This is a genomic window from Ruegeria sp. P8, assembly GCF_056534665.1.
This window is the reverse complement of sequence record NZ_JBQERC010000005.1, coordinates 144,457-163,521: the sequence shown is the minus strand read 5'-3', so window position 1 is coordinate 163,521 and position 19,065 is coordinate 144,457. Positions and strand designations below refer to the sequence as shown.

The window sequence follows — 19,065 nt, the reverse complement described above, 5'->3', positions numbered from 1 at the left end:
CTACAGTGCCACTGCGACACATGGTGTGTCCTTAACTTAAGTCATGTACAGCGGTCCAGCAGGGCAACAGGTCTCCTTTTGCCGGAGTCGCCAGAAAAATCGCCCGCGCGATGGCGCGGGACAAGCACAGCGAAGCCGCGTGCCCGATCAGAGCGAGATCGGCTTCGGATGCGATGGGGCGGGCGCCGGTACTGATGCCAAAAACCAGATCACCGTCGCCGGGTGTGTGTGCGGGAAGGATCGCCCGGGCAATTCCGTCGTGGGCGGCAACGGCCAATCTTTGGCATTGGGGTTTGGTCAATGCGGCATCCGTGGCAACGATGGCGATGGTCGTGTTTGTCTGTTCGGGTTGCGCTGGACTCATGGCCATCGCTTTGCGGCTGGGGCGGATCCGGCTTTGATCCGGCGACATATCGGGACCTAGCCCGCCAAATTCATCGCCAGCTTCGAAGGGTGCTGCCCAGAAATGCCGGTCACCCGGTGTTGTGACACTGCCTAGCGGGTTCGCCGCAACGAGGGCCCCGACCGTGACCCCGCCAGGCAGAATGGACGAAGCAGAGCCAAGCCCGCCCTTCTGCATTGCGGCCAACGCCCCGGTGCCCGCCCCGACGGACCCCAAATCAAAATCTTTTGAAGCGGCCAGATAAGCGGCTCGCCCCAGCGCACGATAGGGGTTTTCCACCCAATCCTTTGCACCGCCATTGAGCAGATCAAACAGGATCGCGCCGGGAATGATCGGAACCTTCGCGGACCCGACGGGAAACCCGCGCCCTTCGGCCCGCATCGCATCTGAAACACCCGAGCAGGCGTCCAGTCCAAAGGCCGATCCGCCGGACAGAACCAGCGCGTCCACCCCTGTGACGGTTTTATCAGGCGCGAGTAAATCAGTTTCGCGCGTACCCGGTGCCCCGCCCATGACATGAACCGACGCAACAAACGGTTGATCTGCCGTGAGAACCGTGGTCCCGGACTTCAGCGCATCGTCCTGGGCGTTTCCAACCTTCAGGCCGGGGACATCGGTAATCAGGTTTCTTGGTCCAGGGATCATCTTGAGCTCGGGATTGGAGCGGGGAAGCGCGCGGGCGCGCGCTGCCTCCGGCGGGGATATTTTTGGCCAGATGAAGAGCGGATCAGATACATCGGCCGCCATCAACCTCGAGCGCGGTGCCGGTGATCATGCTGGCCTCGTCCGAACACAGGAAACAGGCGGCGTTGGCCATGTCTTCGGGTGTTGAAAACCGTCCCAGTGGGATGGTCGCCAGGAACTTGGCGCGAATCTCGGGCGTGTCTTCGCCCATGAAAGATTTCAACAGCGGTGTTTCGCCCGCCACTGGACAGATCGCGTTCACGCGAATGCCGGTTGGGGCCAATTCGACCGCCATGGTTTTGGTTGCCGTGATCATCCACCCTTTGGACGCGTTGTACCAGTTCAGATTTGGGCGCGGTGACAGGCCCGCTGTCGAGGCCACGTTCAGAATTGCGCCCGCGCCGCGCGCCTTCATATGGGGAACATATGCCCGGGCGGTCAGATAGACGGACTTCATGTTCACGTTGAAGACCCGGTCGAAATCGTCCTCGGTGACGTTTTCCAGAGGGGTTGGCAAATGGGTAACACCTGCGTTGTTCACCAGAATATCGAGCGCCCCAAGGGCGGTGAGTGCCGTGTCCGCCATCCTTTGAACCGAAGCCCCGTCGCCGACGTCGACCTGATGCGCCAATGCCCCGGCCCCAAGTTGCGCCGCCATCTCAGCGGCTGCGTCACCGTTGATATCCGCAATCATGACGCGTGCGCCTTCGGTCAGGAATTTCCTCACAATCCCCGCACCGAACCCCGATGCGCCACCGGTGACGATTGCGGTTTTTCCCTCCAGCCTCATGACGTTGCCCTTTTGCAGCCTTTGCGGGCTAGACTATCAACGCCCCGGCAAGATGCCAGATCAATCTTCAGACACCTTGCCCCGCAGCGCCTTGACGTCGCCGCGCGCCTTTTTCGCGGCAAGTCGACGCTTGACCGAACCATAGGTCGGTTTCGTTGCGATCCGCCGTTTGGGTTTGACCAGCGCGCGGGAGATCAGTTCTGCCAGCCTTGCACGCGCGATTTCACGGTTGCGGGCCTGCGAGCGTGTTTCCTCACATTGAATGATGATTGCGCCGTCTTTGGTCCAGCGTCGCCCGGCCAGTCGCTTTAGCCGGGTCTTGACCGGATCGGGCAGGGACGGCGAGCGCGCGGCTTCGAAGCGCAGCTCGACTGCGGTCGACACCTTGTTGACATTCTGCCCTCCGGGACCGGACGACCGTACAAAGCTTTCGGTCATTTCCCAGTCTTGCAGCGCGATATCATCGGTGATGTGCAGCATGGCAGTGTCAGCTTGGTGACTTGGGCGAATGAAAAGGAAGAGTGGCGATCCCGACCCGTGCCGTCGGATACCCGCAACATGCGGGCGGGCGTAAGCCATTGCGGCACAGCATTTCAGCAAGTCTCCTCATCCTCGGTGCCTAACGCAGTGCATATGTGCGATCAAGCCTGCTTTGGCAGGTCGCGCAATTCAGAATCCTGGCGGTGGCCGGGCCGTTTGTTCGCGTCAGCCGCGTTCTTTACCGAAGACGTCATGTTGTTGGCGCCCAGAGAGCCCTGCTGCGCGGGCGCGAAGCGTTCATCGAAGCCTATAAGGAAAGAATGAAGGAAAACATCGGCGTGAGCAGCCATGGGGTCGGCATGTCAGGCTATTGACTGGCCCTGAGCCCCGCGGGCGATATCGCGCAACACCTTCAGCTCCAGCTCGTCTTCCTCATGCACCCGTGCCAGGATTTCTTTACTGCTCACAACGGCAATTGCTTTTCCATTCTGAGTTACGACAAGGTTTCGGATCTTGTGTTTGGCCATCAGATTAAGGCCATTGGACAACTTCGAGCCCAGCGCGCAGGTGACGGGTTTTTCCGTCATCCAGTCACCCACAGTCTGCTTGTAAAAAGCCGAGCCGGAATCCGCCAGGCACAGCAGCACGTCATGATCCGTGATAATCCCGACCAGCTTCCCATCGCTGAGAACCGCCAGCGCATTCACGTCCAGCAACGCAATGGTGACGGCCGCATCGAACACCGTTGTGTCAGTATCGCAAAATGGCGGCTTTTTCAGGTTCTGCGTTTTGACAATGCTTGAGATCGTCATGTCTTCCTCGTGGCTGAGCGCCCGACCCTTGTGTTGATCAGGGCGCATGAAAAACACTAATTCAGGAGCGGCATCATCGCCGTTGCAAGGCTCAGGACCAGAAAAAAACCCGCCATGTCAGTGATCGTTGTCAGCAAAGGGCCACTGGCGACCGCCGGGTCCTGACCGATGCGCTTTAACAACAATGGCAGAACGCCACCGATCGATACCGCGATGATCGTGTTCAGGCCCAGCGCGCCGCCAATCACCAAACCCAGAAACGGGTTTCCTTTCCACATCCAAGCAACGAGTCCGATTAGCAGGCCAAGGACACAGCCGTTGATGATGCCGACCGAGACCTCTTTTAACCAGACCCGCATAGCATCAATGGGCCGAACCAGACCAAGCGACAGCTCGCGCATGCTGACAGCAACGGCCTGATTGCCGGAACAACCGCTCATATCCGAGACCATCGGCAGAAACACAGCCAGAGCGATCACGGCGGCAAGGGTCTGTTCATAGGCGGCAATCACGCTGGCCGCGATCACGTTGAGCACGATGTTGGCCGACAGCCATTGAAGCCGCCGCCGCGCCCTGAGCGGCAAGGGCATCGATCGCAGTTCGTCCCCAAAGACACCCTGACGTTTCAGGCTTGCCGATTCCGCGCGCTCTAGCAGGGCCTCATCCACGGCAGAGCGGGAAACGACACCCACAAGGTTCCCGTCCGTTTCGACAACCGGCAACCCAAGAAAAGGGTGCTCATCGAAAAGGTCCTCCAGTTCTTCCAGCGGCATGCTGGCCGGAACCGTGATAGGGGGCACCATGATATCGGTGAGTTTGATGCTTCGCCGTGTGGACAGCAGGCTGCGTAAGGACAGCACCCCGACAGGCACGCCATCGGAATTCAAAACGTAGGGGTGCTGGCCACGGTAACGTTCCAGATCGTATTCTTCATGAGCGAAACGCCGCAGAACCTTTCCGACTGTATCGCCATCGGAAAAGGTAAAGGCTTCGGCCACCATCAGACCGCCGGCGACATCGTCGTCATATTCAACCAGCCGCCGGACATCCGCCGCATCTTCCGGGTCCATCCGGGCAAGGATCGCTTCTGCATCGGCGTCTTCTAGTTCACCGATCACATCCGCCTGAATGTCGGAATCCAGCTCAAGGATGATCTCGGCGGCCTGATCGGATACCAAGCGTTCGACAAGATCGACCGCCAGCGCGTTTGGCGCTTCTTCGACCAGTTCGGCCGCACGTTCCGGTGGCAGCAACGAGAGCGCGGCGCTTCGCTGGTCAACGGGCAGGTTGAGCAATTCCCGCAGTGCATCGCTTAACGAAAGCGGATCAAGCAGGTTTGCCAGCGCCGCCCCGTCGCGATTTTCCAACGCCAGCTGAAGCTGCGTCCCTGTTTCCTTTGGTAAGGAGTCCGTATCGCTCATCCGCCGACCTGTGGGGGTACAAGATTCTTAACTTACGCCGATATAGCAGAAATTTTTTGCCTATAGACAAAAAAATTTTTGATTTGTAAGAAGGCGCATGCAGGAAAATGACTGGATATCCGCCGCAGCCGAGCGTCTGGCGGTCTTGTACGATCAGGAGTTTGGCGGCAAGGCCAGCGGACGGTATCGCATTCCGGACAAGTTGGTGCGTCGGATCGCCGGGCGCAGGCGTTTGTATGAAGCAGATATCCGCGCCCTGTCGATCGCACTTTTTGAACTTGGGTATGTGTTAATCGATATGGATAGTTTTTACGTTGTGATGAGCGCGAATTCGTTTGTGAATTACCGGCGCGCCAATGATGACTGCGTGGCTTAGTCGCCATGGCTAAACAAACAGGATACACCGAAGTCATAGGATGGCGCGAGCGGATCAGCCTGCCCGAGTTCGGGATCGAGCATATTCCAGCAAAGATAGACACAGGCGCCAGAACCGCGGCCCTGCATGCCGTGGACCAGACCGTGTTCGAGGTTGATGGCGAACGATGGGTCGAGTTCATGATCCCGGTCCATAATCGCCGTTCATCGGGTCGGGTGCGCACGCGGGTTGTAGACGAGCGGGAAATCAAGAACACTGGTGGCATTCCGGAACGCCGGTTGATTGTCAGAACGCAACTTCTGCTTGGACGGCATCGCTGGCTGATCGACGTTTCGCTGGCCAATCGTGCGAAGATGGAGTTTGATCTGATCCTTGGCCGTACCGCCATTCGAAGGCGCGGGATCCTTGTCGATCCCGGTCATTCATATCTTTTGGATGCAAGAAAAGACCCGGAAAAGATGAAGAGCAAGACAAGATCCAAGGACGCAGAGGAACGACGCTAATGAAATTTGTCATGCTTGCCCGGAACCCAAACCTGTATTCCCACCAGCGTCTGAAAGAGGCTGCAGAACAACGCGGGCACCAGCTGGATATTGTGAACACGCTGCGCTGTTACATGAATATCGCGTCGCGCCGACCCGAGGTTTATTACGATGGTAAGAAGTTAGGGCGCTATGACGCTGTGATCCCGCGGATCGGCGCTTCGGTCACATTCTATGGGCTGGCCGTTTTGCGGCAGTTCGAGATCATGGGTGTCTTTCCGCTCAACGAGTCGGTTGCGATTGGCAGATCCCGTGACAAGTTGCGATCCATGCAGCTGATGGCGCGTGACGGGATCGGATTGCCGGTCACCACCTTCGCGCATGACCCGAAACAGACCGACGAAGTTCTCAAACTGGCGGGGGACGCTCCGCTGGTGGTCAAGCTGCTGGAGGGCACGCAGGGCATCGGCGTGGTGCTTGCGGATTCAAACCGGTCGGCAAAATCCGTGGTCGAGGCGTTTCGCGGCGCCAAGGTCAACATCATGGTACAGGAGTTCATCAAGGAAGCAGGCGGCACGGATATTCGTGCGCTTGTGGTTGGTGGAAAAGTGATTGCGGCGATGCAGCGAAAAGGGGCCGAGGGCGAGTTCAGATCAAATCTGCATCGCGGTGGCAGCGCCAAGCCTATCAAAATCTCACCCGAGGAACGCTCGACAGCCGTGCGTGCGGCCAAGGCCATGGGTCTTAATGTGTGTGGTGTCGATATGCTGCGCGCCAATCACGGTGCGGTGGTGATGGAAGTGAACTCCTCACCCGGGCTTGAAGGGGTTGAAAAGGCCACCGGCATTGATGTCGCGGGCAAAATCATCGAGTTTCTCGAAAAGAATGCAGCCAAAGGCAACACAAAGACACGAGGCCGTGGGTAGAGGCAATGCGCGGTCCCTTTGAAATCGGAGGTTTTCGCGTACCGCCCGGTACACGAACCACTCTGGATTTGCCGGTTAGCGTTCTGTCGGATCATACACCGGTGAGCATGTCAGTACACGTGGTTCACGGCCGCCGCCCCGGACCGGTCCTGTTCGTCAGTGCCGCCGTTCACGGTGATGAGGTGATCGGCGTGGAAATCGCGCGGCGACTGCTTCGGGCGCCACAGCTTGACAAGCTTGCGGGTACCTTGCTGGTTATACCGATCGTGAATGCCTTTGGTTTCATGACACATTCCCGATACCTTCCCGACAGGCGCGACCTGAACCGTTCCTTCCCCGGCAGTGAGGGGGGATCGCTGGCCGGTCGGCTGGCGCATCTTTTCATGACCGAGATCGTCGAGCGGTCGGACCTGGGGATCGATCTTCATTCTGCCGCGATTCACCGCACCAATCTGCCGCAGATCCGCGTCTCTCCGGCTTCGGATGTCACCCTTAAATACGCGGATTCGTTCGGTGCGCCCGTGGTGATGATCTCAAAGCTGCGCGACGGGTCGCTACGCAAGGCCGCGCAAGAGCGTGGTGTGGATATCCTGCTGTTCGAGGGCGGTGAGGGTCTGCGTTTCGACGAACTGTCTGCACGGGCGGGGGTCGCTGGCATCCTTCGGGTGATGAACGCAAAGGGCATGGTTGCCAAGCGTGGCATCGCCGCTGTGCGCGAAAAGCCTGTCCATGTCCGGTCAAGCTCGTGGATGCGCGCGCCCGCCGGTGGCCTGTTGCGGACTTTCAAAGCGACCGGAGAATATGTGGCTTCCGGTGACCTGCTTGGACGCATTTCCGACCCGTTCGGAGAACTCAGGACCGATATCATCTGCGAAACCACGGGTATCATCGTGGGGCGCACTAATCTGCCTGTCGTTCATGAAGGTGACGCGTTGTTTCATATTGCGGAAACGACCGGCTCGGATGTCGAAATGCGGGTCGATACAATCGCCAGCCAGCTTGAAGGCGATCCGATGTTCGATGAAGACGAGATCATTTAGACGCCGGAGCCGAAAGAAACGCGGGGCAGTTGCCTGCCCCGCGCCAGCCTACAGGATCGCACGCAATCTGTTACTCGCCAGCGCCTCCCAAGCGGCGAGCGCGATCAGCGCAGATCCCGTGAGCCAAGCATTTGCCACTGCCACACCATGACCGGTAAAATGCAGCACCTCGGGCGCGGCGATCAGCAATGCCCCGACCGCCAATACCGGAGCCACCCGTGCGAGAAGGTGGCCCCGGCCGCTAGCGCCTGACATGACCAACACACCAATACCGATCGTCATGAAGGCGAGCGACTCACGGTCAGACGAACCGTGAGCTAGGGTTTTCTGGCTGAACAGTACAAATGGGGACAGCACTAACCAGATACCCATTCCGGCAAGCATCCACCTGTAGGGTGGAGAGGGGTTTCTCATGTTCTTGGCAACCCTGGCTTATTCGTCACCTTTGGGATCAGGAAGCAACTTTGCCTCGACCGCAGCGACCATTTCTTCGTCATTGACGAAACCGTCGGCATCCGTGTCAATTTCGGCAAAGCTCTCACTGGTAATATCGGGATACTTTGTCTGTAGCTCGGTCAGCGAAGCCAGACCATCACCGTCCGTGTCCAGTCCTACCGGCAAGGCAGCGGCCGGAAGGGCAAGGAATGACGCGAGCAGAGCAACAACAGAAACTCGACTCATTTTGTTCTCCATCAGGGAAAGGGCAGTTTACCCATTGAGGGGTTGGTGCAGCGCTTGGGTGTCGGAGGCTTATCTACGGCAGACAGATTACACCTGTTCCGCAGATCGGGTTGTCCACTATACGATGAAAACTGTTGATTGGCGGTCCGATCCGGTGGGGGCACTTTCGCGCTACGCAGCATATATCGCACATCCGCATAGCGTTGAATAACGAATTTATATCACCCATAATATCGAATATTCAAATAGGTGAACGATGGACATTGAGCTCGCCCGAACTTTCCTTGCGGTCGTTGAAACCGGTACTTTTCTTGACGCAGCGGACAAGGTCCATGTTACGCAATCGACTGTCAGCATGCGGATTCGAACGCTCGAACAACAGCTTGGACAGCCCGTTTTTGAACGCAGCAAGTCTGGTGCGACCCTGACCATTGCCGGGCGGCATTTCCTCAAACATGCGCAGGTTCTGGTGCGAACGTGGACCCAGGCTAAGCTGGATGCCGGTCTGCCTGCTTCGATGGCAGCCGCCTTGGAAATCGGCGCAACACCAAGTCTTTGGGACGGCTATCTAATCAACGCCCTGCCCGAGTTGATGGCGGCACTCCCTGACGTCGCCATCCGGGCGACAGCGGCCTCGTCGGAAACACTCACGCGCGAAATCGAGGAAGGCAGCCTGGATCTTGCCATCATGTACCGGCCGCGAAACGCACCGGGCTTGTCCGCGCTCCAGCTTTTCGAGGACGAGTTTGTTCTTGTCAGCAGCGGCCCGGAAGCCCTGCCCGCTGATCTGGGCAACGCTTATGTCCTGATAGACTGGGGCCCGGAGTTTCGCGCCGATCATATGTTGAACTTTCCGGAACTTGATGCACCGCGCCTTCAGCTGGGCATTGGCACCCTCGGCCTGCAATATCTTCGGTCGGTTCCCTCGGCCGGATATTTCCCACGGCGTGTTGTCGAACCGGAGCTTTGCAACGGGTGGCTCAAGTTGATCGAAATGGCACCCAGATTCGCTTATGCCGCCTATGTCGTGTTCGATGAAAGCGAGGAAGAAGGATATCCGGGTCAGGCCGCGCGGCAGCTTTGCCAGACATCAAGTGCACGCGGCCAGACACCGAAGCTTTGACGACACGTATTCACGCCGTTGCCGCGACCAAGCTTTATGCTGCGTCGAACGCAGCCAGCCTCCGCGCACGGTAAGTTTTGAACACCCCCAGAAAGTGAAGGGATCAAAAAGGGCCGCCCCAGCGGGACGGCCCTTCGAAAGTTCAGGAGGTCGGGTCGGTTAGATCAATCGACCAGCCGGAGCGAGCGCTCCGCCAAGGGCTGCCCTAACGGGCGATCCCCCCGGTTGTTCCGACACCTCTCTCCAATCTCTTTCTTGACACTGGATCACCTCCTTTTCTATCTGTTGCGGTTGAAAAGAAGCGTGCCACAAGTTGTGCCATTCTCAAAGCGTTTTTTTACACAGGCTGCACAGTCAGCCGCGCAACGATCACCTTGAACGGGATCAGGGCGATCAGCGCCAGTGAAAGCTTCACCAACCAGTCCGCAAAAGCCAGCGTCACCCAAAGTGGTGCCATCGGGCCGGACAGCATGAACGGAACAGGTTCCCACGCCCAGTTGATTGCGGCGTCAGCATTGGCGCCGAAGAAGGTGACCGAAGCCGAAAAGGCGAGGGTGAAGAAGATCGCGGTATCCAGTGCCGACCCCACCAGCGTCGACACCAGCGGTGCACGCCACCAGCGACCACCGCGCAGGGAATTGAACACGGTGACATCCGTCAGTTGCGCGATCAGGAAGGCGGTTCCCGATGCAACGGCGATGCGCAGCGGTACGGCAGCATAGGTGAACCCGTCACCCTGCAACATGATCTGGCTGCCGATCAGCGAACAGATAACACCGGTGACAAAGCCGGCAAACACGACCTTACGGGCCGGACCCACGCCATAGACGCGGTTCATGATGTCTGTAACCAGAAAGGCCAGCGGATAGGTGAAAGCACCCCATGTCAGCAGCCCGTCAAGGATCAGGAACTGGACCAGAATGTTCGAGGCCACAACAATGGTGGCCATGGCAATAATGCCGGGAATGAAGTTACGTTGCATGTTTTGATGCCCGTTTTGACAAGGTAGCGGCGACTTGGCCAAGGGACCGTCCCAAGGCAAGCCGTGCCTTTAGACCTTTGCCTGCGCTCTGTCAATCGGGCAGCAGGTATTCCACAAGTTCGGTCCGCTGCAACGCCAGAAAGTTGTCATCTGAAATCATCGTGGCGCGCAACCGGCCCTGCCCGTCGCGCCAGACCGACAATCCTTCGAGGTTGTCATGCGCGCCCGTTCCGGTTTCGAACAGGGTTTCCTCGGTGCCTGGTTTCTCGTCTACCACGTCCCATCGCCGCAGTCGCGATCGAAAACCGACCAAGGATACCTTGCGTTCCAAAACGTAGAACCGTCCATCGGGACCGAAATCCGCGGCAACGGGTTTAAAGCCGCTGCGCTGTGGCAGAACAAACGGGGTCGACCATGTGCCGCCATTCCAACGGTAAACCGGAATGTCCCCTTTAGCGGTGCGGTTCTTTTCCGGCAAAGTGTAAAGCCAGCCGCGCCCATCAATGGCCAGAGCTTCGAAAGAACCATTGTCGGCAAGGTCCCGAAACGCATTCGGGCGAGGTAACACACGCGCGCTTGAGCCCGGTGCAGGGTAATAGGCGACACGATGCACCCCTTCGAACGAGATGAATATCCCGCCATCCGGCGTCACCGCGATGCCTTCGGAATCGCCGACGCCGCCTTTCATGACATGCCCATTGCTGGACAGCACCGGCCATTGACCAAGTACGTTAATATCCGCGATCCGGCCTTCGCGCCGCTCAATCCGCGCGGTCACGATCCGCGCCCGGTCGCTAAGCGCAATCATCTGGCGTCCGTCATCCGAGACGTGAAGCGCAGAAAACCCGCCAAACCAACTTGCTGGATAGTGCCACGCGAAACTGTTCAAGTGGGCAGCGGATTTCACATCCAGCGCAGCAGCCACCGGGGCAAGGATCAGCGCAGCACTCAGTTGGATTGCAAAACGGCGGAGCATTGTTGCGGTAAGTCGGCCAGAACGTATTCCCGGCGTTTCTTCGGCGGCGGTGCATTCGGATCGGGTGGCGGCGGGTTCAAAATGTTTTGCACCCATTGCCGGGCCTCGGCGCAGCCATCGCCTTTGGGGGGTGGGTCTTGATTCACGCAACCCTTTGACCCTCTGGGGCAGTTCAGGCGCACGTGGAAATGATAGTGATGCCCCCACCAGGGCCTGATTTTCCGCAGATAGGCGCGATTGCCTTTTTCGTCATCGCACATCTGAACCTTGGCCCCGGGAAACACGAAAATCCGGGCCACACGCTTGTCTTTTGCCGCTTCACGCAACAGTGCATGATGCTGCTTGGTCCAGTTGCCGTTGACGTAAGCGCCATTGGAACGACGAAGAGAGATGGACGAGATGTTTTCGCGTGACTTGCGGCTCAGGCGCATGTTTTCGCCCGGCAGCATCCAGATATCGATGTCCAGCCCCAGCTGATGGCTGCGATGGCCCGAGGTCATCGGCCCGCCGCGTGGCTGGCTGATATCCCCTATATAGAGACCGTTCCATCCCGGTTGACTGGCTGCAAACCTGCTGAGGTCCTGCACGTAGTCAATCGTCTGCGGATGCCCCCAGTTGCGATTACGCGACAGGCGCATCGCCTGCCAAGTAGGCCCCGTTTCAGGCAGTTGAACTGCCCCCGCAGCACATCCGCGCGAATAACTGCCGAAAGCGGCCGGTTTTTGCTGTGAACCTTGTTTCTGCGCCCCGAACAACTGCTTTGCCAGCGGTTCTGCCGTCGCAGTGCCTGCAAAAGCAAGCGCCGCCAAAATTACCAAAAAACGTTTTATTATCATCTGCTCTGATCCCCTTCCGGTCTCACCCAGCGCATCAGGAATAGACCCAGAATAAACAACAGAACGATGGGTGACACCCCCAGACGAGCACTTCCTGTCACCGTGGTGGCGATCCCGATCAGAAGTGGCGCAGCAAAGGCGGTGGCACGACCCGACAGACCATAAAGGCCAAAGCTTTCGACGGGGGTTGCCGGGTCCGTATGCCGGACCATCATCGACCGGCTACAGGATTGCAGAATGCCGCCCATGCCTCCGATCAGGATACCGCAACCAAAGAAAACCATATCCGGCAAGCCCGACCCTTCGGACATGGCGATACCGAATATCTGGGACCGGTCCATTGAAACGATGGTGATGCAGACAAGGATCAACACCCAGATCGCAACGATAATCACGGGCTTGGGACCATATTTCTTGTCCAGCTTGCCGCCCACCCAGGAAAATGCCGCTGCAGCCAGAACGCTGACGATGCCGAAAACACCGATCTTGATCAGGTCCCATTCCAACACTAGCCGGGCATAGACGCCGCCAAAACTGTAAAGCCCGTTCAGCGCATCCCGATAGAACATGGATGAGCCCAGGTAACTGGCCAAACTGGTGCGATGGCGCAGGTTAGACACTGATTTTGCCAACAGCCGCAGCGCCTCGGCAACGCTGCCCTTTTTGTTTGTCGTTTCGTCGTCATGGACCCAAAGGAAGTAGGGCACCATGAACAGAATGAACCATCCGGCGGTAAACGGCCCAACAAAGCGCGTACCCTGCTGTTGCGACGCATCCAGCCCAAACAAGGGGTCCATCCCGATCAGCGTTTTGCCGTTGGCCTGCTCCACAAACAGCGCAAGCATGATCGCCAGCGAGATCAGGCCGCCGAAATAGCCAAAAGCAAAGCCCGAGCCGGAGATTTCGCCCACTTCGCTGTCGTCACCCAGATCGGGCAGTTGGGAATTGATGAAGATCAGGGCGTATTCCGCGCCGATGAAACCCAGACCGAAGGCAGACAGCATCAACCACATGTTCGAGCCATCGGGCATCGTGTACCAAAGCGCGCCGGAACCTACTGCGTACATCACGGAAAAGGCGAATATCCAGGGGATGCGCCGACCAGACACATCGGCCATCGCCCCCATCAGCGGTGCACCGAAGGCAATAATCAAACCAACTATGGTCATGCAGTTGGCCCAGACCACCTGCGCCTGTGCATCCGCAGACCCCGCGTCCAGGCCGGATGCCAGATAATATTCCGCAGCGACGCCCGCGAAGTAAGGGCCGAACACGAACGTGACCAAAAGAGTGTGATAGGGCTGACTGGCCCAATCGAAGAACCACCAGCCCCAGATACGCCTGCGCTTGGATATTTCTGCCATTTCTGCCCCTGTTTTCTTGTTGCGGTCATAAGACGGGGCTTTGGGGCAATTCGCAAGCGCAGAGTTCAGCCTACTTGCTCTTTGCTGAAAGGGTGCTTAGGTCTCGTCCAACAAGAAAACGGAGATCCCATGCTGTCGCTGATCCAAATCCTGCTGCTGATCCTGGACATTGTCTGGTTCATCATTCTGGCCCATGTGATCATGAGCTGGCTGATCAACTTTCAGGTTCTCAACCTGCACCAACAACTGGTTGCACAAATCTGGTACGGATTAAATCGGATATTAGAGCCTATTTACGGGCCGATCCGCCGCGTTCTACCCAATATGGGTGGGTTGGATTTGACCCCGCTGGTGGTGCTGATCGGCGTTTATGCCTTGCGGATCATCCTTATCAACAACGCGCCCTATTTCTACTGACCTCTTGTTCACTGAATCTTAGTATGTGATTGTCCTGTTTTAAGAGCAGATAAACCTTAAAACAGGGCACCCCCGCATATGTTCGACGCCGCACCCTTGCTGCGAGATGTCTTTGGATTCGACGCCTTCCGCCCCGGGCAGGAAGAGATTGTCGACGCCGTGACGGCAGGTGAAAACGTGCTGGCGATCATGCCCACAGGTGGCGGGAAGTCTCTTTGCTTTCAACTCCCTGCACTGCTCCGCGATGGCGTGACGGTCGTTATATCTCCGCTCATTGCCCTGATGCGTGATCAGGTGCGGGGGCTGCAAGAGGCCGGGGTCGAGGCCGGTGCGCTGACATCCGGCAACACGCCCGAGGAAACCGAGGCCGTCTGGGACGCGCTGGAGGACGGGCGGCTAAAGCTGCTTTACATGGCACCCGAACGTCTGGCTGCCGGGTCGGCGCTTGGGATGCTCCGTCGGATCAACGTCAGCCTGATCGCCGTGGACGAAGCCCATTGTGTCAGTCAATGGGGGCATGACTTTCGCCCTGATTACCTGCGGATCGGAGAGTTGCGGCGCGCCCTGAAGGTTCCGCTGGCCGCGTTTACCGCCACGGCGGACGCCGAAACGCAGGATGAGATTGTCGAAAAACTGTTCGATGGCATTGAGCCACGCAAATTTCTGCGCGGATTTGACCGGCCTAACATTCATCTGGCTTTCGCCGCAAAGGACGGACCGCGCAAGCAGATCCTTGATTTCGCAGATGCGCGCAAAGGCCAGTCCGGTATCGTTTACTGCGGCACCAGAAATAAAACCGAGGTGATTGCTCAGGCCCTGCGCGCCGAGGGGCACTCGGCTTGCCACTATCACGGCGGGATGGACCCCGAAGATCGCCGCATTGTCGAAACCCGTTTCGCGCGCGAGGACGGGTTGATCGTGGTCGCAACCGTGGCTTTTGGCATGGGCATCGACAAACCCGATATCCGTTGGGTCGCCCATGCGGACCTGCCCAAATCGATCGAAGCCTATTATCAGGAAATCGGGCGCGCCGGACGCGATGGCGGCCCGGCCGAAACGCTGACCCTGTTTGGCCCCGATGACATTCGCCTGCGGCGATCACAGATTGACGAGGGTCTAGCGCCGCCCGAGCGGCGCATGGCCGATCATGCGCGCCTGAACGCCTTGCTGGGTCTGGCCGAGGCATTGGAATGCCGCCGCCAGACATTGTTGGGTTACTTTGGCGAGGCCACAGCACGCTGCGGCAAATGCGATCTGTGCGACAACCCGCCCGAAGTTTTCGACGGCACAACTCCGGTACGCATGGCCCTGTCCGCGATCCTTCGGACCGAGGAATGGTTCGGGACAGGCCACTTGATCGACATCCTTCTGGGAAACGAGACCGACAAAATCCGCGCCCGCCGCCATGAGGATTTGTCCACATTTGGCATCGGCAAAGATTGGACGCGCCCGCAATGGCAGGCCATTTTCCGCCAGATGATGGGCCACGATCTGGTGCGCCCAGACCCTGAACGTCACGGCGCATTGCGCATGACCGAGGCGGCCAAACCAATTTTGAAAGGCGAGGCAAAGATAAACCTGCGCAAGGATACGCTGCGCAATGCGGTACGTCGGCCTGCGGTCAAGGCTATGGTGTCCGAAGAAGACGCCCCGCTGCTGTCAGCGCTCAAGGCCAAACGCCGTGCCCTGTCCGAAGCTGCACGTGTTCCGGCCTATGTCATCTTTCCCGACCGCACGCTTATCGAGATGGCCGAAAAGCGCCCTGTAACGCTGGACGATATGGCCCGGATCGGCGGTGTAGGCGCCAAAAAGCTGGAACGCTATGGCGATACGTTCCTTGAAGTAATCGCGGGCGAAGCAAAAAGCGTTCATCCGGCGCGCCGAAAACTGGCTGGCCGCAATCAGGGTGAGATTTACGACCGTTTGATGGAAGTTCAGTCCTTGCTGTCGCGCGGTCCAGCCGGGATCGACAAGCCCCTGACCTGCTCGGCCTCACAATTGGCAAAAGTTGCGCAACTCCGCCCAGACGATCCCCGTGGGATTGCGCAGGTGCTGGGTGATCGACGTCACGAAAGGTTTGGCGCCGCTTTTCTGGACGTGCTGCGTGAGGCGGGCTAGATACCCCCGAACAGGCAAGAAAGAGGGCGGATATGCTGATCGTGATTTCCCCGGCCAAACGGCTGGACTGGGCAGAGCGGAATGTCGGGGTAACGCAGCCCGATTTTCAGGAGGATGCGATCCGGCTGTCCAAAACCGCTCGCTACCTGACGCTGAGTGATCTGAAGAAACTGATGGATCTGAGCGACGATCTGGCACGCCTGAACCGCGACCGGTATCGCGCTTTTTCGGATGCACCCGACGCCAAGGCCACACGCCCGGCTGCGCTTGCTTTTGCTGGCGACACATATCAAGGACTTGAAGCTGCATCGCTGGACGAAGACGAGCTGTCATGGGCGCAAGACCACTTGCGCATCCTTTCCGGCCTTTATGGTGTGTTGCGACCACTCGATGCGATACAGCCCTACCGGCTTGAGATGGGCAGCAAACTGAAAACCCGAAGAGGGAAGAACCTTTACGAATACTGGCGCGATCAGCTGAGTAAGGCACTGAATGCACAAGGTGCCGAGATTAACAGCAACATTCTGGTGAATTGTGCCAGTCAGGAGTATTTTGGTGCGGTGGATTTGAATGCCCTGAACCTGCGCGTCATCACACCGGTCTTCATGGAAGATAAGGGCGGCACCCCAAAGATTGTGAGCTTTTTTGCCAAAAAGGCGCGCGGTGCCATGGCGCGGTATATCATCCAACACCGCTTGACCGACCCTAAGGGACTGCTGGATTTCGACAGTGGCGGCTATGAATACCGCCCTGATCTGTCGGAAGCGGATAAGCCCGTTTTCGTCAGACCTTATGCGGCCTGAAACCCAGGTCACTTGAACTTGCATCCCGATGACAAACGCCTGAAGTGTCAGCCCGACGAGGTCGGATTTGGGTTTTCGCCCCGCTCACGCCGGATTTTGACACTGGGCATGGTGTCCGCGACCGAGCAGACGCAATCGGGTTGGTGTTGCAGGATCATCTGGTGAATTCGGTTCTTGTGTAGCGGTTTGGTCAGGTAGTGGTCCAAGCCGGCTGACAGAATACCCTGATCATCCCCCGCCATGGCATGGGCCGTCAGGGCAACGATAGGAACGTGACGACCGGTTGCAACCTCAAGCCCGCGAATTTCCGCTGTTGCCTGTTTGCCGTCCATCTTCGGCATTGAAATATCCATGAAGATCAGATCTGGCTCGAACGCCTGAAAGATCTCAACCGCTTCAATCCCATTGGAGGCAAAGCGAAGATCGATATTCAGATCCTTGACCATCTTCTTCAGGATCAATTGGTTGGTGCGGTTGTCTTCTGCGGCAAGAACCCTCATGCGTCGGGGGTGCGCAGATTCAGAATCTCGCTTTTTAGAGACAGTTTTACCCACATCTAGAGCGCCCGTTTCCAACGATGAGCCGTCGAGTGCCATCAGCCTGCCATACAACTCGGACCGCGGGATGGGTTTCTGCAAGACACCGTCGATCAGGTCACGGGCAGGATGCGCGTGAATCAATCCGGGGTTTGCGGACATCACAACCACCGGAATATCACCCCACCCGCGATCCCTGAGTGAAACCGCAAGGTCCAGCCCATCCATGTCCGGCAGATCGTGGTCGCAAAGAACCAGATCAATCTGATCATTCATCTGTGACAGTGCGTCGGTCCCCGACGTGCAAACCGTCACTTCGGCCCCCAGTCGTCCAAGCTGCTTGGCAAGAATGGCCCGGTTCACGGCAAGATCTTCGACCAGCAGGACATGTTTCAAACAATCCGCCAAGTTCGGAGGTTCGGGTTGCAGGCCTTCTACCGTGGGCAGTGTCACGCGAAAACCGAAACAGGATCCCTGTTCCGGTTCGCTTTCAACCCAGACTGTGCCGCCCATCAAGGTGATCAGCCGCTTGGTGATGGCAAGACCAAGCCCGGTGCCTTCAAACTGGCGGTTACGCTCGTCTTCGACCTGATTGAACTCGCCAAATATGTGGTCGATTTTCTTGGCGTCGATGCCAATTCCAGTATCTTCAATGGCAATATGGATGTCGCAGATCTGCGCATCCGGGTTGGGCACCCCGGTCACCCGGACCAGCACATACCCTTCAGAAGTGAACTTGACGGCGTTGCCGACCAGATTGGTCAGAACCTGCCGTATCCGACCAGGATCGCCCACAAAAAGGGTTGGCAAGAACAAGTCGTAATCCACCAGCAATGTCAGCCCCTTATCCCGCACGCTGGGCTGTAGCAGCATCGCAACCTCAAGAATGCAACGTTCAAGATCAAACTGTTCGGGGTGCAGAGTCAGCTTGTCCGCCTCAATCTTGGAATAATCCAGAACGTCGTTGATGATGACCAACAGCGCCTCGCCCGAATTGCGGATCGTGTTGACGTATAGCCGTTGCTCTTCGTCCAACGGTGTCTCGTCCAGCAATTCGGACATGCCAACGATGCCGTTCATCGGGGTGCGGATTTCATGGCTCATATTGGCCAGAAAGGCCGACTTGGCCCGGTTTGCTGCTTCGGCCCTCTCGCGCGCCGCCTTAAGCTCGATTTCGTGCCGGACCGACGCTGTGATGTTGAGAGCAAGGCTCACCATATCGCCACCGCTGCCGCGCTGGTCGATCAGGCGGATATAGTGACCGTTCCAAAGCTGCATGACGATTGGTGGCGGGTTGGCGCGGCTCCAGCGGGCCAGCATTCTGTCCTGCCAGTCTTCCGCGGATTCATCCCCGATATCGACAATACCTTCTGACGTCAGCAAATGCAGAATACGCGGGTATGATATCCCCGGCGCGACCTCGTCCAGGCCTTCAAAAACGCTCAGATACGCGGTGTTTGCGCCGATCAGCCGGTTGTCACCGTCAAAAAAGGCAAATCCGTCCTGAATTGTCTGAATCGAGTGCCACAAACGGCGTTCGGCAACCTCGATCTTGGCGTTGGCCACGCAGAGATCGGATTTGACCTTTTCGTTTTCATCCCGAACGGTTTCAACCTCAGCCTGCGTTTCGCCAATTCGTTTGGTCAACGCCATGGCATGTTGACCCAGTTTGCGATTGGCTGCCGAAAGCTCGGCCTGTTTCAGGGCCAGCATCCGTTCAGCTGCCAAACGCGCGCGCCGTTCCTGTGCCAATTTATGTGCAAGACTCATTTGATTGATTCCAGAACGCTCTGCTCCCAGCATCCCGATGGAAGA

The 19,065-nt window shown here is 57.9% G+C and carries 21 protein-coding genes; 8 read left to right on the top strand and 13 right to left on the bottom strand.

The window, feature by feature from the left end; translation table 11 throughout:
- Positions 1 to 31: 31 nt before the first annotated feature.
- The 6 genes from ACR0BZ_RS09555 to mgtE all read right to left on the bottom strand — a co-directional run bounded on the left by ACR0BZ_RS09555 (position 32) and on the right by mgtE (position 4,590).
- Positions 32 to 1,048 (bottom strand): P1 family peptidase, encoded by a 1,017-nt coding sequence (locus ACR0BZ_RS09555; RefSeq protein ID WP_480920104.1) that lies wholly within the window; start codon positions 1,046 to 1,048, stop codon positions 32 to 34.
- Between the two features lie 82 nt (positions 1,049 to 1,130).
- The gene (locus tag ACR0BZ_RS09550) at positions 1,131 to 1,877 is read right to left on the bottom strand and encodes an SDR family oxidoreductase (protein ID WP_480920103.1); all 747 of its coding nucleotides are present in this window, start codon (positions 1,875 to 1,877) and stop codon (positions 1,131 to 1,133) included.
- A 60-nt stretch (positions 1,878 to 1,937) separates the two neighbouring features.
- A complete protein-coding gene (arfB, locus tag ACR0BZ_RS09545; protein ID WP_480920102.1) occupies positions 1,938 to 2,357 on the bottom strand; it encodes an alternative ribosome rescue aminoacyl-tRNA hydrolase ArfB in 420 nt (139 codons plus the stop codon).
- Between the two features lie 161 nt (positions 2,358 to 2,518).
- Positions 2,519 to 2,707 carry a hypothetical protein gene (locus ACR0BZ_RS09540; RefSeq protein ID WP_480920101.1) on the bottom strand — a complete coding sequence of 63 codons (189 nt, stop codon included), beginning with the start codon at positions 2,705 to 2,707 and terminating at the stop codon, positions 2,519 to 2,521.
- A gap of 12 nt (positions 2,708 to 2,719) precedes the next feature.
- Positions 2,720 to 3,217 (bottom strand): CBS domain-containing protein, encoded by a 498-nt coding sequence (locus ACR0BZ_RS09535; RefSeq protein WP_480898813.1) that lies wholly within the window; start codon positions 3,215 to 3,217, stop codon positions 2,720 to 2,722.
- 8 nt (positions 3,218 to 3,225) lie between these two features.
- Positions 3,226 to 4,590: a magnesium transporter gene (mgtE, locus tag ACR0BZ_RS09530; protein WP_480920100.1), complete on the bottom strand. Its 1,365-nt coding sequence runs from the start codon at positions 4,588 to 4,590 to the stop codon at positions 3,226 to 3,228.
- Between the two features lie 97 nt (positions 4,591 to 4,687).
- Here mgtE and ACR0BZ_RS09525 point away from each other — a divergent pair, with 97 nt between their 5' ends.
- From ACR0BZ_RS09525 to ACR0BZ_RS09510, 4 genes are read left to right on the top strand one after another with little or no spacing between them, the layout of a single operon-like run.
- Positions 4,688 to 4,966 carry a hypothetical protein gene (locus tag ACR0BZ_RS09525; RefSeq protein WP_480482704.1) on the top strand — a complete coding sequence of 93 codons (279 nt, stop codon included), beginning with the start codon at positions 4,688 to 4,690 and terminating at the stop codon, positions 4,964 to 4,966.
- Between the two features lie 5 nt (positions 4,967 to 4,971).
- On the top strand, positions 4,972 to 5,469 hold the full coding sequence (locus tag ACR0BZ_RS09520; RefSeq protein ID WP_480920099.1) for an ATP-dependent zinc protease family protein: 498 nt from the start codon (positions 4,972 to 4,974) through the stop codon (positions 5,467 to 5,469).
- Positions 5,469 to 6,374: a 30S ribosomal protein S6--L-glutamate ligase gene (rimK, locus tag ACR0BZ_RS09515; RefSeq protein WP_480482701.1), complete on the top strand. Its 906-nt coding sequence runs from the start codon at positions 5,469 to 5,471 to the stop codon at positions 6,372 to 6,374. Before ACR0BZ_RS09520 ends, rimK begins: the two co-directional genes overlap by 1 nt.
- 5 nt (positions 6,375 to 6,379) lie before the next feature.
- Positions 6,380 to 7,414, top strand: coding sequence for a succinylglutamate desuccinylase/aspartoacylase family protein (locus ACR0BZ_RS09510; RefSeq protein WP_480920098.1), 1,035 nt, complete (start codon positions 6,380 to 6,382; stop codon positions 7,412 to 7,414).
- A gap of 48 nt (positions 7,415 to 7,462) precedes the next feature.
- On the opposite strand, the gene ACR0BZ_RS09505 is transcribed toward ACR0BZ_RS09510, so the two are convergent.
- Positions 7,463 to 7,696, bottom strand: a complete 234-nt coding sequence (locus tag ACR0BZ_RS09505; RefSeq protein WP_480616831.1) for a hypothetical protein — start codon at positions 7,694 to 7,696, stop codon at positions 7,463 to 7,465.
- Positions 7,697 to 7,846: 150 nt separating this feature from the next.
- Complete coding sequence (locus ACR0BZ_RS09500) at positions 7,847 to 8,095, bottom strand: EF-hand domain-containing protein (RefSeq protein ID WP_480487879.1); 249 nt, start codon at positions 8,093 to 8,095, stop codon at positions 7,847 to 7,849.
- 256 nt (positions 8,096 to 8,351) lie between these two features.
- Here ACR0BZ_RS09500 and ACR0BZ_RS09495 point away from each other — a divergent pair, with 256 nt between their 5' ends.
- Positions 8,352 to 9,218, top strand: a complete 867-nt coding sequence (locus tag ACR0BZ_RS09495; RefSeq protein WP_480487880.1) for a LysR family transcriptional regulator — start codon at positions 8,352 to 8,354, stop codon at positions 9,216 to 9,218.
- 337 nt (positions 9,219 to 9,555) lie between these two features.
- On the opposite strand, the gene ACR0BZ_RS09490 is transcribed toward ACR0BZ_RS09495, so the two are convergent.
- The 4 genes from ACR0BZ_RS09490 to ACR0BZ_RS09475 form a co-directional block, all read right to left on the bottom strand.
- Positions 9,556 to 10,200 (bottom strand): queuosine precursor transporter, encoded by a 645-nt coding sequence (locus ACR0BZ_RS09490; RefSeq protein WP_480772988.1) that lies wholly within the window; start codon positions 10,198 to 10,200, stop codon positions 9,556 to 9,558.
- 91 nt (positions 10,201 to 10,291) lie between these two features.
- A complete protein-coding gene (locus tag ACR0BZ_RS09485) occupies positions 10,292 to 11,176 on the bottom strand; it encodes an esterase-like activity of phytase family protein (RefSeq protein WP_480920097.1) in 885 nt (294 codons plus the stop codon).
- Positions 11,149 to 12,012: a penicillin-insensitive murein endopeptidase gene (gene mepA, locus ACR0BZ_RS09480; protein WP_480920096.1), complete on the bottom strand. Its 864-nt coding sequence runs from the start codon at positions 12,010 to 12,012 to the stop codon at positions 11,149 to 11,151. Before mepA ends, ACR0BZ_RS09485 begins: the two co-directional genes overlap by 28 nt.
- Positions 12,009 to 13,376, bottom strand: coding sequence for an MFS transporter (locus ACR0BZ_RS09475; RefSeq protein WP_209598483.1), 1,368 nt, complete (start codon positions 13,374 to 13,376; stop codon positions 12,009 to 12,011). The genes mepA and ACR0BZ_RS09475 overlap by 4 nt, the downstream gene beginning before the upstream one ends.
- Positions 13,377 to 13,505: 129 nt before the next feature.
- Between ACR0BZ_RS09475 and ACR0BZ_RS09470 the strand changes: the two genes are divergently transcribed.
- The 3 genes from ACR0BZ_RS09470 to yaaA all read left to right on the top strand — a co-directional run bounded on the left by ACR0BZ_RS09470 (position 13,506) and on the right by yaaA (position 16,714).
- Complete coding sequence (locus tag ACR0BZ_RS09470; RefSeq protein ID WP_170382138.1) at positions 13,506 to 13,793, top strand: YggT family protein; 288 nt, start codon at positions 13,506 to 13,508, stop codon at positions 13,791 to 13,793.
- A 78-nt stretch (positions 13,794 to 13,871) separates the two neighbouring features.
- Positions 13,872 to 15,911 (top strand): DNA helicase RecQ, encoded by a 2,040-nt coding sequence (gene recQ, locus ACR0BZ_RS09465; RefSeq protein WP_480538464.1) that lies wholly within the window; start codon positions 13,872 to 13,874, stop codon positions 15,909 to 15,911.
- 32 nt (positions 15,912 to 15,943) lie between these two features.
- Entirely contained in the window at positions 15,944 to 16,714 is a 771-nt protein-coding gene (yaaA, locus tag ACR0BZ_RS09460) for a peroxide stress protein YaaA (protein ID WP_480920095.1), read from the top strand.
- A 47-nt stretch (positions 16,715 to 16,761) separates the two neighbouring features.
- On the opposite strand, the gene ACR0BZ_RS09455 is transcribed toward yaaA, so the two are convergent.
- A complete protein-coding gene (locus ACR0BZ_RS09455) occupies positions 16,762 to 19,020 on the bottom strand; it encodes a response regulator (RefSeq protein ID WP_480920094.1) in 2,259 nt (752 codons plus the stop codon).
- Positions 19,021 to 19,065: the final 45 nt, after the last annotated feature.

What these genes read in the sequence shown, in the direction of transcription:
- arfB (WP_480920102.1), bottom strand. Translation starts at nt 2,357, where the DNA reads ATGCTGCACATCACCGATGATATCGCGCTGCAAGACTGGGAAATGACC.
- ACR0BZ_RS09455 (WP_480920094.1), bottom strand. Translation starts at nt 19,020, where the DNA reads ATGAGTCTTGCACATAAATTGGCACAGGAACGGCGCGCGCGTTTGGCA.
- ACR0BZ_RS09505 (WP_480616831.1), bottom strand. Translation starts at nt 7,696, where the DNA reads ATGACGATCGGTATTGGTGTGTTGGTCATGTCAGGCGCTAGCGGCCGG.
- recQ (WP_480538464.1), top strand. Translation starts at nt 13,872, where the DNA reads ATGTTCGACGCCGCACCCTTGCTGCGAGATGTCTTTGGATTCGACGCC.
- ACR0BZ_RS09535 (WP_480898813.1), bottom strand. Translation starts at nt 3,217, where the DNA reads ATGCGCCCTGATCAACACAAGGGTCGGGCGCTCAGCCACGAGGAAGAC.
- mepA (WP_480920096.1), bottom strand. Translation starts at nt 12,012, where the DNA reads ATGATAATAAAACGTTTTTTGGTAATTTTGGCGGCGCTTGCTTTTGCA.
- ACR0BZ_RS09525 (WP_480482704.1), top strand. Translation starts at nt 4,688, where the DNA reads ATGCAGGAAAATGACTGGATATCCGCCGCAGCCGAGCGTCTGGCGGTC.
- rimK (WP_480482701.1), top strand. Translation starts at nt 5,469, where the DNA reads ATGAAATTTGTCATGCTTGCCCGGAACCCAAACCTGTATTCCCACCAG.
- ACR0BZ_RS09495 (WP_480487880.1), top strand. Translation starts at nt 8,352, where the DNA reads ATGGACATTGAGCTCGCCCGAACTTTCCTTGCGGTCGTTGAAACCGGT.
- ACR0BZ_RS09500 (WP_480487879.1), bottom strand. Translation starts at nt 8,095, where the DNA reads ATGAGTCGAGTTTCTGTTGTTGCTCTGCTCGCGTCATTCCTTGCCCTT.
- ACR0BZ_RS09540 (WP_480920101.1), bottom strand. Translation starts at nt 2,707, where the DNA reads ATGGCTGCTCACGCCGATGTTTTCCTTCATTCTTTCCTTATAGGCTTC.
- ACR0BZ_RS09475 (WP_209598483.1), bottom strand. Translation starts at nt 13,376, where the DNA reads ATGGCAGAAATATCCAAGCGCAGGCGTATCTGGGGCTGGTGGTTCTTC.
- ACR0BZ_RS09510 (WP_480920098.1), top strand. Translation starts at nt 6,380, where the DNA reads ATGCGCGGTCCCTTTGAAATCGGAGGTTTTCGCGTACCGCCCGGTACA.
- ACR0BZ_RS09470 (WP_170382138.1), top strand. Translation starts at nt 13,506, where the DNA reads ATGCTGTCGCTGATCCAAATCCTGCTGCTGATCCTGGACATTGTCTGG.
- ACR0BZ_RS09490 (WP_480772988.1), bottom strand. Translation starts at nt 10,200, where the DNA reads ATGCAACGTAACTTCATTCCCGGCATTATTGCCATGGCCACCATTGTT.
- ACR0BZ_RS09555 (WP_480920104.1), bottom strand. Translation starts at nt 1,048, where the DNA reads ATGATCCCTGGACCAAGAAACCTGATTACCGATGTCCCCGGCCTGAAG.
- yaaA (WP_480920095.1), top strand. Translation starts at nt 15,944, where the DNA reads ATGCTGATCGTGATTTCCCCGGCCAAACGGCTGGACTGGGCAGAGCGG.
- ACR0BZ_RS09485 (WP_480920097.1), bottom strand. Translation starts at nt 11,176, where the DNA reads ATGCTCCGCCGTTTTGCAATCCAACTGAGTGCTGCGCTGATCCTTGCC.
- ACR0BZ_RS09550 (WP_480920103.1), bottom strand. Translation starts at nt 1,877, where the DNA reads ATGAGGCTGGAGGGAAAAACCGCAATCGTCACCGGTGGCGCATCGGGG.
- ACR0BZ_RS09520 (WP_480920099.1), top strand. Translation starts at nt 4,972, where the DNA reads ATGGCTAAACAAACAGGATACACCGAAGTCATAGGATGGCGCGAGCGG.
- mgtE (WP_480920100.1), bottom strand. Translation starts at nt 4,590, where the DNA reads ATGAGCGATACGGACTCCTTACCAAAGGAAACAGGGACGCAGCTTCAG.